Annotated in this window: 15 protein-coding genes; 9 read left to right on the plus strand and 6 right to left on the minus strand. The window is 56.0% G+C overall.

Translation table 11 applies throughout. The features are described from left to right. The first annotated feature begins 1 nt into the window (after position 1). The 4 genes from ACT3IC_RS08965 (at position 2) to coaD (ending at position 4318) form a co-directional block, all read left to right on the plus strand. Positions 2–1636 carry a sulfatase-like hydrolase/transferase gene (locus ACT3IC_RS08965; RefSeq protein WP_159340410.1) on the plus strand — a complete coding sequence of 545 codons (1635 nt, stop codon included), beginning with the start codon at positions 2–4 and terminating at the stop codon, positions 1634–1636. Between the two features lie 154 nt (positions 1637–1790). Continuing rightward, a complete protein-coding gene (gene waaA, locus ACT3IC_RS08970) occupies positions 1791–3065 on the plus strand; it encodes a lipid IV(A) 3-deoxy-D-manno-octulosonic acid transferase (RefSeq protein ID WP_103181012.1) in 1275 nt (424 codons plus the stop codon). Then, on the plus strand, positions 3065–3835 hold the full coding sequence (locus ACT3IC_RS08975; protein ID WP_473477181.1) for a glycosyltransferase family 2 protein: 771 nt from the start codon (positions 3065–3067) through the stop codon (positions 3833–3835). Before waaA ends, ACT3IC_RS08975 begins: the two co-directional genes overlap by 1 nt. A gap of 3 nt (positions 3836–3838) precedes the next feature. Further along, positions 3839–4318: a pantetheine-phosphate adenylyltransferase gene (gene coaD / locus ACT3IC_RS08980; RefSeq protein ID WP_103177719.1), complete on the plus strand. Its 480-nt coding sequence runs from the start codon at positions 3839–3841 to the stop codon at positions 4316–4318. Positions 4319–4358: 40 nt separating this feature from the next. Here the strand turns inward: coaD and mutM are convergent, their stop codons facing one another. The 4 genes from mutM to radC form a co-directional block, all read right to left on the minus strand. Beyond that, positions 4359–5168, minus strand: coding sequence for a bifunctional DNA-formamidopyrimidine glycosylase/DNA-(apurinic or apyrimidinic site) lyase (mutM, locus tag ACT3IC_RS08985; RefSeq protein ID WP_214421470.1), 810 nt, complete (start codon positions 5166–5168; stop codon positions 4359–4361). Positions 5169–5240: 72 nt separating this feature from the next. Next, positions 5241–5408 (minus strand): 50S ribosomal protein L33, encoded by a 168-nt coding sequence (rpmG, locus tag ACT3IC_RS08990; RefSeq protein WP_013094893.1) that lies wholly within the window; start codon positions 5406–5408, stop codon positions 5241–5243. A 22-nt stretch (positions 5409–5430) separates the two neighbouring features. Further along, complete coding sequence (gene rpmB / locus ACT3IC_RS08995; RefSeq protein ID WP_002436699.1) at positions 5431–5667, minus strand: 50S ribosomal protein L28; 237 nt, start codon at positions 5665–5667, stop codon at positions 5431–5433. Positions 5668–5885: 218 nt separating this feature from the next. Further along, positions 5886–6551, minus strand: coding sequence for a RadC family protein (gene radC, locus ACT3IC_RS09000; protein ID WP_473477185.1), 666 nt, complete (start codon positions 6549–6551; stop codon positions 5886–5888). Between the two features lie 174 nt (positions 6552–6725). Here radC and coaBC point away from each other — a divergent pair, with 174 nt between their 5' ends. The 3 genes from coaBC to slmA all read left to right on the plus strand — a co-directional run bounded on the left by coaBC (position 6726) and on the right by slmA (position 9086). Next, complete coding sequence (gene coaBC, locus ACT3IC_RS09005; RefSeq protein ID WP_156655424.1) at positions 6726–7937, plus strand: bifunctional phosphopantothenoylcysteine decarboxylase/phosphopantothenate--cysteine ligase CoaBC; 1212 nt, start codon at positions 6726–6728, stop codon at positions 7935–7937. Continuing rightward, entirely contained in the window at positions 7915–8373 is a 459-nt protein-coding gene (gene dut, locus ACT3IC_RS09010; protein ID WP_168191994.1) for a dUTP diphosphatase, read from the plus strand. Before coaBC ends, dut begins: the two co-directional genes overlap by 23 nt. A 116-nt stretch (positions 8374–8489) precedes the next feature. After that, a complete protein-coding gene (slmA, locus tag ACT3IC_RS09015; protein ID WP_103177716.1) occupies positions 8490–9086 on the plus strand; it encodes a nucleoid occlusion factor SlmA in 597 nt (198 codons plus the stop codon). Positions 9087–9156: 70 nt separating this feature from the next. Here slmA and pyrE read toward each other — a convergent pair whose 3' ends face one another. Both pyrE and rph read right to left on the minus strand, forming a co-directional pair. Continuing rightward, positions 9157–9798, minus strand: coding sequence for an orotate phosphoribosyltransferase (gene pyrE / locus ACT3IC_RS09020; RefSeq protein WP_103177715.1), 642 nt, complete (start codon positions 9796–9798; stop codon positions 9157–9159). A 67-nt stretch (positions 9799–9865) separates the two neighbouring features. Beyond that, entirely contained in the window at positions 9866–10582 is a 717-nt protein-coding gene (gene rph, locus ACT3IC_RS09025) for a ribonuclease PH (RefSeq protein WP_103177714.1), read from the minus strand. Between the two features lie 125 nt (positions 10583–10707). Here rph and ACT3IC_RS09030 point away from each other — a divergent pair, with 125 nt between their 5' ends. After that, positions 10708–11571: a YicC/YloC family endoribonuclease gene (locus tag ACT3IC_RS09030; RefSeq protein ID WP_103177713.1), complete on the plus strand. Its 864-nt coding sequence runs from the start codon at positions 10708–10710 to the stop codon at positions 11569–11571. Positions 11572–11744: 173 nt separating this feature from the next. Further along, positions 11745–13682, plus strand: a complete 1938-nt coding sequence (locus ACT3IC_RS09035) for an acyltransferase family protein (protein WP_473477189.1) — start codon at positions 11745–11747, stop codon at positions 13680–13682. The last annotated feature ends 18 nt before the right edge of the window (positions 13683–13700 follow it).

Consider the following 13700-nt stretch of genomic DNA (forward strand, 5'->3'; position numbering starts at 1 on the left):
CATGTTTAAAGCATCCTTACTCTCGCCCCTCACGCCGCGCCGCAATATCCTGCGCACCGTGGTGTTAACCCTGGTTTTCCTGGTGCTGTTTTCACTCTGTGAAATCATCATCCTGCTGAAAGACCATGTTTATCAGCCGAAATCCAGCGACATGTCGCTGTACCTGATTATCTCCCTGCTGGCGGCCATTAGCGCCCGCTTCTTCCTGACCCGGCTACTGCTGGCCGTCACCTTTATCGTCCAGATATCGGAAGCGGTCTATTACCAGTTCTACGGTCAGTTTTACGGCCCGAGCGAAGTATGGCTGGCCTTTGTCGAAACCAAAGATATCGCCAGCGGCATTACGGACAGCCTCGGATCGCTTGGGATTTACTTTGTCATCATGGCCGTCGCGGTGCTCTTTGCGCTGGTCTTTACCCGCCGCCTCGCGCCGCAGTGGCATAAGTGGGTCGCCATGCCTTGCCTGCTGGCTATCATGGTGATGTTTGTCGGCCAGTTCTATAAAGCCATCGACGGGCAGATGTATAAATTCAACCCGGATCTGCGCCACTCCTTACTGCGTAACGGTCTGTCCGCCATGAGCTTCAGTGCCATTCGCCTGATCCCGGAAGCCATTTCCGGCGAAAACCAGAGCCTCACGCATTATGCGCCCTATAAGGTCACGCCGGTTGAGGGTAGTCAGGCCGGGAAATACTCCATCATCCTGGCGATTGGTGAGAGCCTGAACCCGCACCACGTCAGCGCCCTGGGCTATGAACGTGACACCACCCCGGAGCTGAAAGCGCTGATGCAGCAGTATCAGGGGACCGGGCGTCTGATCGTCTCTAACGCGGTCTCGACCCGCGTGGCAATCCCGATGCTGGTGAACAACCTGCGTGAGCCGGATAACTACGGCGCCTATAAGTCGAAGTCGACCAATATCTTCACTAATGCCAAAAAACAGGGCTACCAGACGGCGTTTATCTCCGCCCAAGGCCTGGAAGGATTGAGCAACTGGATCGGTATTCACGACATTGACCTGTGGGAAGATACGCAGATCCGCCCGGCGCCGGACGTGGGTGCCGATGTGGTGCTGACCCCTTCGGTTGAGCAGGCTAAGCTGGACTGGAACAAACCGTTCCTGATGGTGCTGAACAGCCGTGCGCCGCACATCCCTTACGAGCGCAACATCCCGCAAGGCTTCGCCAAATTCTCTACCCCACGTCTCGATGACGACGTGGCGCAGAAGAAAAACGAGTACGATGATGCCGTTCGCCTGTACGACAGAGAGCTGGCTTCGGCGATCCGTACCGCCATGGCGAAATCAAAGCTGCCGGTGCTGGTCTTTATCACCTCGGATCACGGGGAGCGCGTGGGTGATGGCGGTCTGTTTGGTCACTCTATCGTCGAGATGCCGATTGCCCAGGTGCCGTTCCTCTACTTCAGTAACGATCCGGCGTATGCGATGAGCGCCATCAGCCCGCAGATGCCGCTCAACCATTACCAGATGGCGACGCTGATCAACAAAATGCTGGGGTATACGGTCAGTAATCCGAACCAGAAAGACGACAGCTACTTCATCACCGGGGGTGATATTCGGGGACTGTCGGAGCGTGTCACCTACCACCTGAACGCGTTGCCGGAAGCGGAACGTTAAGCAGAAACAAAAAAACGGGCAGCGAATGCCCGTTTTTTTATCTGTGAACGCACGTAACGCAGGCAAATGGCTGAGCAAACACGCCAAAGGGATAGCTTTAAACGGCCTAAATGCTTAGAATTTGCCCGCCGAAACTGAAAAAACGGATAATCGCTTGGAATTGTTGTATACCGCTCTGCTCTATATTATTCAGCCACTGGTGTGGCTACGACTGCTGCTGCGTAGCCGTAAAGCGCCTGCCTACCGTAAACGCTGGGCTGAACGCTATGGTTATTGCCGCAACAAAGTTGCGCCGGACGGTATCCTGCTCCATTCCGTTTCGGTGGGTGAAACGCTGGCCGCCATTCCGCTGGTCCGCGCCCTGCGCCACCGCTATCCGTCGCTGCCGATCACCGTCACCACCATGACGCCTACCGGTTCCGAACGCGCCATGTCCGCTTTTGGCAAAGATGTGCATCACGTCTATCTGCCGTATGATTTACCCTGTGCCATGAACCGTTTCCTTAACACCGTGCGCCCTAAGCTGGTGATCGTAATGGAAACCGAACTGTGGCCGAACATGATTTCTGCCCTGCACGCCCGCAAAATTCCCCTGGTGGTGGCTAACGCTCGCCTGTCAGAACGCTCCGCGAAGGGCTACGGCAAGCTGGGCAACTTTATGCGCCGCCTGCTGAGCAAGATCACCCTGATTGCGGCACAAAACGAAGAAGATGGCGCGCGATTCCTGTCGCTGGGCCTGAAGCGCAACCAGCTGGCGGTCACCGGCAGCCTGAAGTTTGATATTTCTGTTACCCCGGAGCTGGCTGCCCGGGCAGTCACATTGCGTCGCCAGTGGGCGCCGCGCCGCAAAGTGTGGATCGCCACCAGTACCCACGACGGTGAAGAAGAAATTATCCTGCAGGCGCACCGCCAGCTTCTTGAACGCTTCCCGGACCTGCTGCTGATCCTCGTGCCTCGTCATCCTGAACGGTTTAAAGATGCCCGCGAGATGGTGCAAAAGGGCGGATTCAGCTTCACGATGCGCAGCAGCGGTGAGATCCCGTCCGCCAGCACCCAGGTAGTGATTGGCGATACCATGGGTGAGCTGATGCTGCTTTACGGTATTGCCGATCTGGCCTTTGTGGGTGGCAGCCTCGTGGAGCGTGGCGGGCATAACCCGCTGGAGCCCGCAGCGCACGCCATCCCGGTGCTGATGGGGCCGCATACCTTCAACTTCAAAGATATCTGCGCCAAACTGCAGCAGGCGGACGGGCTGATTACTGTCACCGATGCGAACGCCATCGAAAAAGAGGTTTCAAACCTGCTGACCGACGAAGATTATCGTCTGTGGTATGGCCGTCACGCTGTCGAAGTGCTGCATCAGAACCAGGGGGCGCTGACCCGCCTGCTGCAGCTGCTGCAACCTTACCTGCCCCTGCGGAGCCACTGATGTCTGCGCGTCTGTCGGTGGTGATGATCGCCAAAAACGCCGCTGACCTGCTGCCGGATTGCCTCGCCTCTGTGGCATGGGCCGATGAGCTGATCCTGCTCGACTCCGGCAGTAGCGACGACACGGTTAACATCGCCCGCGCAGCCGGCGTACAGGTCCATATCGATGCCGACTGGCAGGGTTATGGTATTCAGCGCCAGCGGGCGCAGCAGTACGCCACCAGCGATTATGTCCTGATGATCGACACCGACGAGCGTGTAACCCCAGAGCTTAAACAGGCCATCCAGCGCGTACTGGCGGCCCCTCAGCCTGATGTTGTCTACAGCATCGCCCGGCGAAACTATTTCCTTGGCCGCTTTATGCGTCACAGCGGCTGGTATCCCGATCGCGTTATGCGTCTTTATCCGCGGACGCGCTATCAGTACAACGATAACCTGGTTCATGAGTCGCTGGCCTGCGACGGTGCGCCAGTGACTGCCCTCGATGGCGACCTCCTGCATCTGACCTGCCGTGATTTCGCCAGCTTTCAGCGTAAACAGCTTAATTACGCCACGGCGTGGGCCCAGGAGCGCCATCAGCGCGGCAAGAAAACCTCGCTGGCTGGGATTTTCAGCCACACCGTCGGCGCGTTTCTGAAGACGCTGGTGCTACGTGGCGGCGTGCTGGACGGTAAACAGGGCTGGTTACTGGCGGTGGTTAATGCCCAGTATACTTTTAATAAATACACCGAGCTGTGGGCGCTGAGCCGCGGCTACTCTGAGAAAGCGTGAGCCATGAGCACAAAAGCGATTTATCCGGGTACCTTTGATCCTGTCACCAACGGCCATATCGATATCGTCACGCGTGCCGCAAGCATGTTTGATACGGTGATTCTGGCGATTGCCGCCAGCCCCAGCAAAAAGCCCCTGTTCGATCTCGATGAGCGGGTTGCGCTGGCGAAAGCCGCGACCGCGCACTTACCCAATGTGGAGGTCGTGGGCTTTAGCGATCTGATGGCGAACTTTGCCCGCGCTCAACAGGCCAATATCTTGATTCGCGGACTGCGCGCGGTGGCCGATTTTGAATATGAGATGCAGCTGGCGCATATGAACCGCCATCTGATGCCTGAACTGGAAAGTGTCTTTCTGATGCCGTCCAAAGAGTGGTCGTTTATCTCCTCTTCGCTGGTCAAAGAGGTGGCGCGCCACGCAGGTGACGTCACCCATTTCTTACCCGCCAGCGTGCATCAGGCGCTGATGGACAAGCTGAAATAAATGTTTTGCCCGGTGGCGCTGCGCTTACCGGGCCTCCGCATCATTTCTGGCACTGACGGCAATAGAACGTTGCCCGCTGGGCATGCTTCGTTGCCACAATCGGTGTGCCACAGACCCGACACGGCTCATCTTTACGGCCATAGACCTGTAGCTCCTGAGCGAAGTAGCCCGGCTTGCCGTCGCTTTGCAGGAAGTCTTTCAGGGTAGTTCCGCCCTGCTCAATCGAACGCAGCAGTACGGCTTTGATCACCCGCACCAGCAGCTCGCACTCCTGCGCCGACAGCGATGAGGCTAACCGATCGGGATGGATCCCGGCGGCAAACAGCGATTCGCTGGCGTAGATATTGCCCACGCCGACCACCAGCTTGTTATCCATCAGCCAGGGTTTAATGGCGGTTTTCTTCTTCGCGCACTTCGCCTTCAGGTACTCCGCGTTAAACGCGTCAGAGAGCGGCTCCGGCCCGAGGTGCGCCAGCACATTATGCCCTTCCAGCTCTTTGGTCCACAGCCAGGCACCAAAACGACGCGGATCGGTATAGCGCAGCACTTTGCCGTTGCTCATCACCAGATCGACATGGTCATGTTTTTCTGCGGGCAACTCTTCGCTGAGGATGCGCAGGCTCCCGGACATGCCCAGGTGGATGATGATCCAACCGTCAGGCAACTCAAGCAGCAGGTACTTTGCGCGGCGCTGTACGCTGAGAACCGGTTTATCGCTTAGCGCATGGATCTCGTCAGAGACCGGCCAGCGAAGACGACCGTTACGGACAACAGCGTGAAGAATGGTCGCACCGACCAGATGAGGCTCAATGCCACGGCGGCTGGTCTCTACCTCAGGTAATTCAGGCATGGTTCCTCCGTTGAGATGCAGAATGCAAAAAACCCCGCAGATGCGGGGTTTTTCAATACAAGGAATCTAAAATTATTTGATTTTAGCTTCTTTGTACATAACGTGCTGGCGTACAACTGGATCAAACTTTTTCAGTTCCAGTTTTTCCGGCTTAGTACGTTTGTTCTTCGTGGTGGTGTAGAAGTGACCTGTACCAGCAGAAGAAACCAGCTTGATTTTCTCGCGAATACCTTTAGCCATGATTTATTTCCTCTTTAAGTACTTAGTACTTTTCGCCACGGGCACGCAGTTCAGACAGAACTGTATCGATGCCTTTCTTATCAATTACACGCATACCTTTAGCAGATACGCGCAGGGTGACAAAACGCTTCTCGCTCTCAACCCAGAAACGGTGAGAGTGCAGGTTCGGCAGGAAACGGCGTTTAGTCGCGTTCAGTGCGTGGGAACGGTTGTTACCGGTCACCGGACGCTTGCCAGTAACTTGGCAGACTCGGGACATGTCTATTCTCCAAAAATCAAATTAGCTCGAGCTTCGTATGGGGTATCGGCGCCTCGTCAGGCTTTACAGCCCGGTCATCGCGTAGTTCTTAGTGAACCATCGATTGCCAGGCCCAATTGCCAAACCCGAGATTCTCAAAGGTGGCGTAGTATACGCTGACTCGCGGATGTGCTCAAGTCCCGAACAGACAAAGATCCCGATGGATCGCGAGAAATGGCTTAAATCCACCCACGTTCGGCAAACGAAACGTACTCTCCGCGGCCAATAACCAGATGATCAAGAACACAAATGTCCATGAATTGACAGCATTTAATGATGCGTGCGGTCACGTCTCTGTCGGCTTTGCTCGGTTCGGCGCGCCCTGAGGGGTGATTATGCGCGAGGATCACGCCCGCGGCATTCACTTTTATCGCTTCGCGCACAATTTCCCGAGGATGCACCTCAACGTGGCGCAGGGTTCCCGAAAATAACCGGCTGTGTCTCAGCACCCGGTTTTGGTTATCGAGGAAGATAACCATAAAGATCTCGCGCTCCTCTTCCGCCAGTTGGCTGCGCACAAACTCCCGGGTCATCTGCGGGTCTTTTAGCGGATTGATGCTCCGAATCCCCGAGCAGTAATAACGGCGGGCAAGCTCCGCAATCCCTTTCAGCTGGGCGAATGTCGCCAGGCCAATTCCCTCGACCCGCCTGAAATCCTTCAGCTCTGCGGATAACAAACCGTGCAGCGAGCCGAAATGCTGCAACAGATCTCTGGCAAGCGCAAACACGTTTTTACTCCGCGTCCCGGTACGCAGGAAGAGCGCCAGCAGCTCTTCGTCCGTCAGCCGTGTCGCGCCATCCCTTAGCATTTTCTCCCGCGGCAGCAGCGGGGATAGTGTCTCCATACCCTCTCCTTCTCCATCACCACGCTATGCTGCCACAGCACCTGTCGCCTCACGAGGCTCTGTTTTTCGTATTGCGTAGCGCCTCGCAAAGTGGCGGATGGACAACAGCACGATGCTTTTCGGATTGTGATAAAATGCCCGCCTCTCAGCTGAACCCAACAGGAAAGAATCATGATGAGCCTGGCCGGTAAAAAAATCGTTCTTGGCGTGAGCGGCGGCATTGCAGCCTATAAAACGCCGGAACTGGTGCGCCGTTTACGCGAGCGCGGGGCGGACGTGCGGGTGGCAATAACCGAAGGGGGCAAAGCGTTCATTACGCCGCTGAGCCTGCAGGCCGTTTCAGGCTACCCGGTGTCGGACAGCCTGCTCGATCCGGCGGCAGAAGCCGCAATGGGCCATATTGAGCTGGGTAAATGGGCCGATTTAGTCATCCTCGCCCCCGCCACCGCCGATCTCATCGCCCGCGTTGCCGCCGGCATGGCTAACGACCTGGTTACCACTATTTGCCTGGCCACTCCGGCGCCCGTTGCCGTGGTCCCGGCCATGAACCAGCAGATGTACCGCAACGCGGCAACGCAGCATAACCTGGCGACCCTCGCCTCTCGCGGGCTGTTAATCTGGGGGCCGGATAGCGGTAGCCAGGCCTGTGGCGATGTGGGTCCGGGCCGCATGCTGGATCCGCTGGCGATTGTGGATCTGGCCGCGAGTCATTTTTCACCTGTCAACGATCTGCAACATCTCAACATCATGATTACCGCGGGTCCGACGCGTGAACCGCTGGATCCGGTGCGCTATATCACCAACCAAAGCTCCGGCAAGATGGGCTTTGCGATTGCCGCCGCCGCCGCGTCGCGCGGGGCAAAGGTGACGCTGGTGAGCGGCCCGGTTTCGCTGCCAACGCCTCCAGGGGTGCAGCGCATCGACGTCACTACCGCGCTGGAAATGGACGCCGCGGTTCAGGCCCATGCGCAGCAGCAGCAGATTTTTATCGGCTGTGCTGCCGTGGCGGACTATCGTGCTGCCGCCATAGCCGATGAGAAAATCAAAAAGCAAGGCGATGAAATCACGATAAAAATGGTGAAAAACCCCGATATCGTAGCCGGGGTCGCGGCATTAAAAGATCGCCGCCCTTACGTCGTTGGGTTTGCCGCTGAAACGAATAATGTGGAAGAATATGCCCGGCAAAAACGTACCCGCAAAAACCTCGATTTGATTTGCGCGAACGACGTATCGCTGGCCTCACAAGGATTCAACAGCGACAGCAACGCATTGCACCTTTTCTGGCAGGATGGAGATAAAGTCTTACCGCTTGAGCGCAAGGAACTCCTGGGCCAACAATTACTGGACGAGATCGTTACCCGTTATGATGAAAAAAATCGACGTTAAGATTCTGGACCCGCGTGTTGGTCAGCAATTTCCACTGCCGACCTATGCCACTTCCGGCTCTGCCGGTCTTGACCTGCGTGCCTGCCTCGACGACGCCGTAGAACTGGCACCCGGCGCTACCACGCTGCTGCCGACCGGCCTTGCGATCCACATTGCCGACGCCTCTCTGGCGGCGGTGATCCTGCCGCGTTCCGGCCTGGGTCATAAGCATGGTATCGTGCTGGGCAACCTGGTGGGTCTTATCGATTCTGACTATCAGGGTCAACTGATGGTTTCTGTCTGGAACCGTGGCCAGGAGAGCTTCACCATTCAACCCGGCGAGCGTGTCGCCCAGATGGTGTTCGTCCCGGTGGTACAGGCTGAATTTAATCTGGTAGAAGATTTCGACGCGACCGATCGCGGCGAAGGCGGCTTCGGCCATTCCGGGCGTAAATAAACCCGGCTATACGCATCCCACAACGTATAACGTAATAACAAACCGCAAACAGCCGTTTGCGGTCGTTGTGTGGACGTCAGCCTGACTAGTGATTATTTTCAGGGGTATTTTGTAACATGGCAGAAAAACAAACAGCGAAAAGGAATCGTCGCGAAGAAATACTTCAATCTCTGGCTCTGATGCTTGAATCCAGCGATGGCAGTCAACGCATCACCACCGCAAAACTGGCCGCTTCTGTGGGCGTGTCGGAAGCGGCGCTGTACCGTCATTTTCCCAGCAAAACGCGGATGTTCGACAGCCTGATCGAGTTTATCGAAGATAGCCTGATCACGCGTATCAACCTGATTCTGAAGGATGAAAAAGACACCACCGCACGGCTGCGTCTGATTGTCCTGCTGATCCTCGGTTTCGGCGAGCGCAATCCGGGGTTAACCCGTATCCTGACCGGCCACGCGCTGATGTTTGAACAGGACAGATTGCAGGGGCGTATTAACCAGCTTTTCGAACGTATTGAGGCGCAGCTGCGCCAGGTATTACGCGAAAAGAAAATGCGCGAAGGGGAAGGCTTCACCACGGATGAATCACTGCTTGCCGGGCAAGTTCTGGCCTTCTGTGAAGGGATGCTCTCCCGCTTTGTGCGCAGTGAATTCAAATATCGTCCGACGGACGATTTTGATGCCCGCTGGCCGCTCGTGGCCGCGCAGTTGCAGTAACCCTGTATCCGCCTTATCCGGCCTACGGTTTTCGTAGGCCCGGTAAGCGTCGCGCCACCGGGCCATTGACTTATACGCCGTACGCTTCGCGATAGGCGCGCACTGCCGCCAGGCTCTCTGCCATCTCCGGCTTCTCTTCCATCCAGGCAATCAGATCTTTCAGGGTGATGATTGAGGTCACTTTGCAGTTGTAGTCACGCTCCACTTCCTGAATGGCGGAGATATCGCCACGTCCGCGCTCCTGGCGGTCCAGCGAGATCAGCACGCCCGCCAGCGTGGCGTTATTCGCCTGGATAATCTCCATCGATTCACGGATGGCGGTGCCTGCGGTGATCACATCGTCTACCAGCATCACCCGACCTTGCAACGCGCTACCGACCAGATTACCGCCTTCGCCGTGGGTTTTGGCCTCTTTGCGGTTAAAGCAGTACGGCACATCGCGATCGTGATGCTCCGCCAGTGCCACGGCGGTGGTGGTCGCAATCGGAATACCTTTGTACGCCGGGCCAAACAGCAGGTCGAATTCGATCCCGGAATCCACCAGCGCTTCGGCATAGAAGCGGCCTAACAGTGCCAGATCGCGCCCGGTATTAAACAGCCCGGCGTTAAAGAAATAGGGGCTCTTGCGCCCGGATTTCAGCGTAAATTCGCCAAACTTAAGTACCTGCTTGCTAAGCGCAAACTCAATAAACTGGCGCTGATACGGTTTCATGGATTCGCTCCTTTCTCTTTTCTCTCTTACAGGCAAAAAAAAGGCGACTCATCAGTCGCCTTTAAAATCAATTTTCTAACGCCGCCTTCTGCGTCGTTACGATAGATTCGATCCCCTCTCGGGCCAACGCCAGCAGAGAGAGCAGCTCTTCGTGGGTAAACGGCTCGCCTTCTGCCGTGCCCTGTACCTCGATGATGCGACCATCTTCGGTCATCACCACGTTCATGTCGGTCTCTGCCGCGGAGTCTTCAACGTACTCCAGATCGCACAGCGCTTCGCCATTGACGATACCTACTGATACCGCCGCCACCATGCCTTTCAGCGGGTTCGCTTTCAGTTTACCGGCCGCAACCAGTTTGTTCAGGGCATCGGCCAGCGCCACACAGGCTCCGGTAATAGAGGCAGTACGGGTGCCGCCGTCCGCCTGGATCACGTCGCAGTCCAGGGTGATGGTGAACTCGCCCAGGGTTTTCAGATCAACAGCGGCGCGCAGCGCACGCGCGATCAGACGCTGGATCTCCATGGTGCGACCGCCCTGCTTGCCCTTCGCCGCTTCGCGGGCGTTACGGGTGTGGGTGGAGCGTGGCAGCATGCCATATTCGGCAGTGATCCAGCCCTGCCCCTGGCCTTTCAGAAAGCGCGGTACGCCTTCTTCAATGGAGGCGGTGCACAGGACTTTGGTGTCACCAAATTCAACAAGCACGGAACCTTCAGCGTGTTTTGTATAGTTACGGGTCAGGGTGACGGGGCGCACCTGGTTGGCGCTACGACCTGATGGACGCATGATGATATCTCCGGCTTGAAACGAATGTGGCTGCGCATTATACGGATTAAACGCGCTTATTCCTATCCTGAGAAAGCCCCGAAAGCTATAATCCCCCCATCTCTCCTCTGAAAACGGAAAAGTCTATGATCCGCAGTATGACCGCCTACGCCCGCCGTGAAATCAAGGGTAGCTGGGGCAGCGCTACCTGGGAAATGCGCTCGGTAAACCAACGCTATCTTGAAACCTATTTCCGTATGCCAGAACAGTTCCGCAGCCTTGAGCCTGTCGTGCGTGAGCGTATCCGCGCTCGCCTGACCCGCGGAAAGATTGAATGCAACCTGCGTTTTGAGCCCGATGCGAGCGCGCAAGGTGAGCTGATCCTGAACGAGAAACTGGCTAAACAGCTGGTGAACGCCGCTAATTGGGTCAAAATGCAGAGCGACGAAGGCGAAATTAACCCGGTGGATATTCTGCGCTGGCCTGGCGTGATGGCGGCAGGCGAACAGGATCTGGACGCCATTACCGCTGAGATCCTTACCGCGCTGGACAGCACGCTGGACGATTTCATTTTAGCCCGTGAAACCGAAGGTCAGGCGTTGAAAGCGCTGATCGAGCAACGCCTGGAAGGCGTTAGCGGTGAAGTGGCGAAAGTCCGCGCCCATATGCCGGAGATTCTGCAGTGGCAGCGTGAGCGTCTGGTCGCCAAACTGGAAGATGCCGAAGTCCAGCTGGAAAACAACCGTCTCGAACAGGAGCTGGTGCTGATGGCCCAGCGTATCGATGTGGCGGAAGAGCTGGATCGTCTGGAAGCGCACGTCAAAGAGACCTACAACATCCTGAAGAAGAAAGAGGCCGTGGGCCGTCGTCTCGACTTTATGATGCAGGAATTCAACCGCGAGTCGAACACGCTGGCGTCCAAGTCTATCAACGCCGAAGTCACTAACTCTGCGATTGAACTGAAGGTGCTTATTGAGCAGATGCGCGAACAGATTCAGAATATCGAATAAACATTAGCGCGCGTTTTTCGCTATTAATGGTCCCGCTAAGGGACCATTGTCAATTAATGACTTTAAGTATGTCCTGAATCCCACCTGCGCATCAGAATATAAGAACTCCTTTTCTATTTTTGTTAGAATGCACGCCGCACTCAATATTCTTATCTTTCCTCTCAGGAAACATAATGGCAAACATCAACTTATCCTTAGAGGAAGCCTCCAGCCTCTCAGTTGACCGCGATTTCCGGCAGGACATTAACCTGCTGCGCGGAATAGCCATTCTTTCTGTAGTGTTTTATCACTTTACTGCCACCCTGCTGCCCGGCGGTTTCGCTGGTGTGGATGTGTTTTTCGTTATCTCCGGCTTCTTGATGACCAAAATCATCGCCACAGGCCTTGAGCGAAATAGCTTCAACCTTATTCAGTTTTATGCCGCGCGCTGTAAAAGAATAATTCCCGCGCTGCTGGCGATGTGTCTGATCGTCGCCGCGACGACCTTTTTCTGGTTGCCAACAAATGAGTACCAGAAACTCGGAAATTATATTGGCTATGCTGCCTTATTTATATCCAATCTGAAACTTAACAAAGAGTCCGGGGACTATTTTGCTCCCGACTCCCATGAGAACTGGTTTTTACATACCTGGTCATTGTCCGTTGAATGGCAATTTTACCTGGTGTTACCCTTCATTATGATGGGGCTCTATCCCCTCAGAAAAAAACTGAACACCGGCTTATGCCTGGCCATACTCACCGTTGCGTTGTTTATCGTGAGTGTCACCCACACGCCCAACGCTGCGGCCACCAGCTTCTACCTGATGCCTTATCGCGCCTGGGAGATGTTGTGCGGTGGAGTGGTGTGGTATGCCTCACAGCGCTTTGTGATGCCGTTGATGCTTCGCCCGGTTGCGGCAATCGCGGGTTACACGCTGATCCTGCTGTCACTCTTTTTCATCACCGCTGAGCATGCCTGGCCAGGACCGCTGACCTTACTGCCCGTCGCGGGCGCGATGCTGGTGATCTACAGCGACTACCAGCCGCTGGTGAGCCTGTTCGACCGTAATTTTCGCTGGGCGGGGCTGAGCTCGTACTCCGTCTATTTATGGCACTGGCCTGTGGCGGTGGTTCTGCTCTACAGCGGAAAGCAGCACAACGGGCTGTGGGTCATGAGCGCGATTGCGCTCTCCTTCGCCATCGGCTGGCTGTCGTGGGTGCTGATTGAGCAACCCGGCAAAAATTACCTTAGCCAGCGTTCAAGCCGCGCTTTCTGGTTGATCCTCTTTGCCTGCGTAGGTGTCGCCTGGCTGTTCAGCTATCTGGTGAAAAACCAGATCGTGGTCAGCCAGCCCGACCCGCTCGTCAATAAAATCGCGCTGGAAGCCACCAACAAAAACTACGCTGCCAATCCTAAAACGCACCTGAGCGCCTATGGCACAGGGAAGCCCGTCGCCATCATCATTGGCGACAGCCATGCGGAAGCCACCGCAACCGCGCTGGCAGAAGCGGCGCAAGGTAGGGGCTCTGTTATCGGGATCACCTACTCTGGCTGTCCGACGCTGGCAAGGGGCGAACTGGGGGCGCGCAATCGATGCGGGGAATTTAACCGCTCTCTCCCTTCAAGGCTGAAGGATTACGCGCCGGACGTACCGGTGGTGATTGTGAACCGCCTGACGCACTATGCCGAAAAGCAGCTTGTCACCTTCGGGGCCGGGCAGCAAAACAAGCAGGACTACCTGCGTCAGTACTCTGATGCCATCGTTGATATGGCATGCTCGCTCAACAGTACGCGTCCTGTTTATCTGGTGAATCCGATCCCCGAGATGGCGCAAAACGTTCCCCGCACGTTATCTCATCGCCTGATGACCGGGAAAACCACGCACGACTTATCCATACCCGTCGCGACTTACGCCAAACAAAACGCCGTTATTTTGCAGGCGCAGGCGCGGGCGGCAAAACAGTGTGGCGTTCAGGTGCTCGATCCCACCGCCTGGCTCTGTACGGCGGGCCGCTGCATGGGCAGTAAGAATTTACAACCATGGTATTTCGACGATAACCACCTCAGCGAAACCGGGAATAAGATGCTGGTGCCGATGTTCCGGCAGATTTTTAGCCCCCAGCAGCGTTAAAGGCCAAATTAATCTAAT

The sequence above is a fragment of the Leclercia sp. GHBNCSD genome, from assembly GCF_055805075.1.

Bases quoted from the DNA above. Each gene is read 5' to 3' on its own strand.
- rpmG (WP_013094893.1), bottom strand. From the start codon at position 5,408: ATGGCTAAAGGTATTCGCGAGAAAATCAAGCTGGTTTCTTCTGCTGGT.
- slmA (WP_103177716.1), top strand. From the start codon at position 8,490: ATGGCAGAAAAACAAACAGCGAAAAGGAATCGTCGCGAAGAAATACTT.
- ACT3IC_RS09035 (WP_473477189.1), top strand. From the start codon at position 11,745: ATGGCAAACATCAACTTATCCTTAGAGGAAGCCTCCAGCCTCTCAGTT.
- ACT3IC_RS08965 (WP_159340410.1), top strand. From the start codon at position 2: ATGTTTAAAGCATCCTTACTCTCGCCCCTCACGCCGCGCCGCAATATC.
- rph (WP_103177714.1), bottom strand. From the start codon at position 10,582: ATGCGTCCATCAGGTCGTAGCGCCAACCAGGTGCGCCCCGTCACCCTG.
- ACT3IC_RS08975 (WP_473477181.1), top strand. From the start codon at position 3,065: ATGTCTGCGCGTCTGTCGGTGGTGATGATCGCCAAAAACGCCGCTGAC.
- pyrE (WP_103177715.1), bottom strand. From the start codon at position 9,798: ATGAAACCGTATCAGCGCCAGTTTATTGAGTTTGCGCTTAGCAAGCAG.
- rpmB (WP_002436699.1), bottom strand. From the start codon at position 5,667: ATGTCCCGAGTCTGCCAAGTTACTGGCAAGCGTCCGGTGACCGGTAAC.
- ACT3IC_RS09030 (WP_103177713.1), top strand. From the start codon at position 10,708: ATGATCCGCAGTATGACCGCCTACGCCCGCCGTGAAATCAAGGGTAGC.
- radC (WP_473477185.1), bottom strand. From the start codon at position 6,551: ATGGAGACACTATCCCCGCTGCTGCCGCGGGAGAAAATGCTAAGGGAT.
- coaBC (WP_156655424.1), top strand. From the start codon at position 6,726: ATGAGCCTGGCCGGTAAAAAAATCGTTCTTGGCGTGAGCGGCGGCATT.
- mutM (WP_214421470.1), bottom strand. From the start codon at position 5,168: ATGCCTGAATTACCTGAGGTAGAGACCAGCCGCCGTGGCATTGAGCCT.
- coaD (WP_103177719.1), top strand. From the start codon at position 3,839: ATGAGCACAAAAGCGATTTATCCGGGTACCTTTGATCCTGTCACCAAC.
- dut (WP_168191994.1), top strand. From the start codon at position 7,915: ATGATGAAAAAAATCGACGTTAAGATTCTGGACCCGCGTGTTGGTCAG.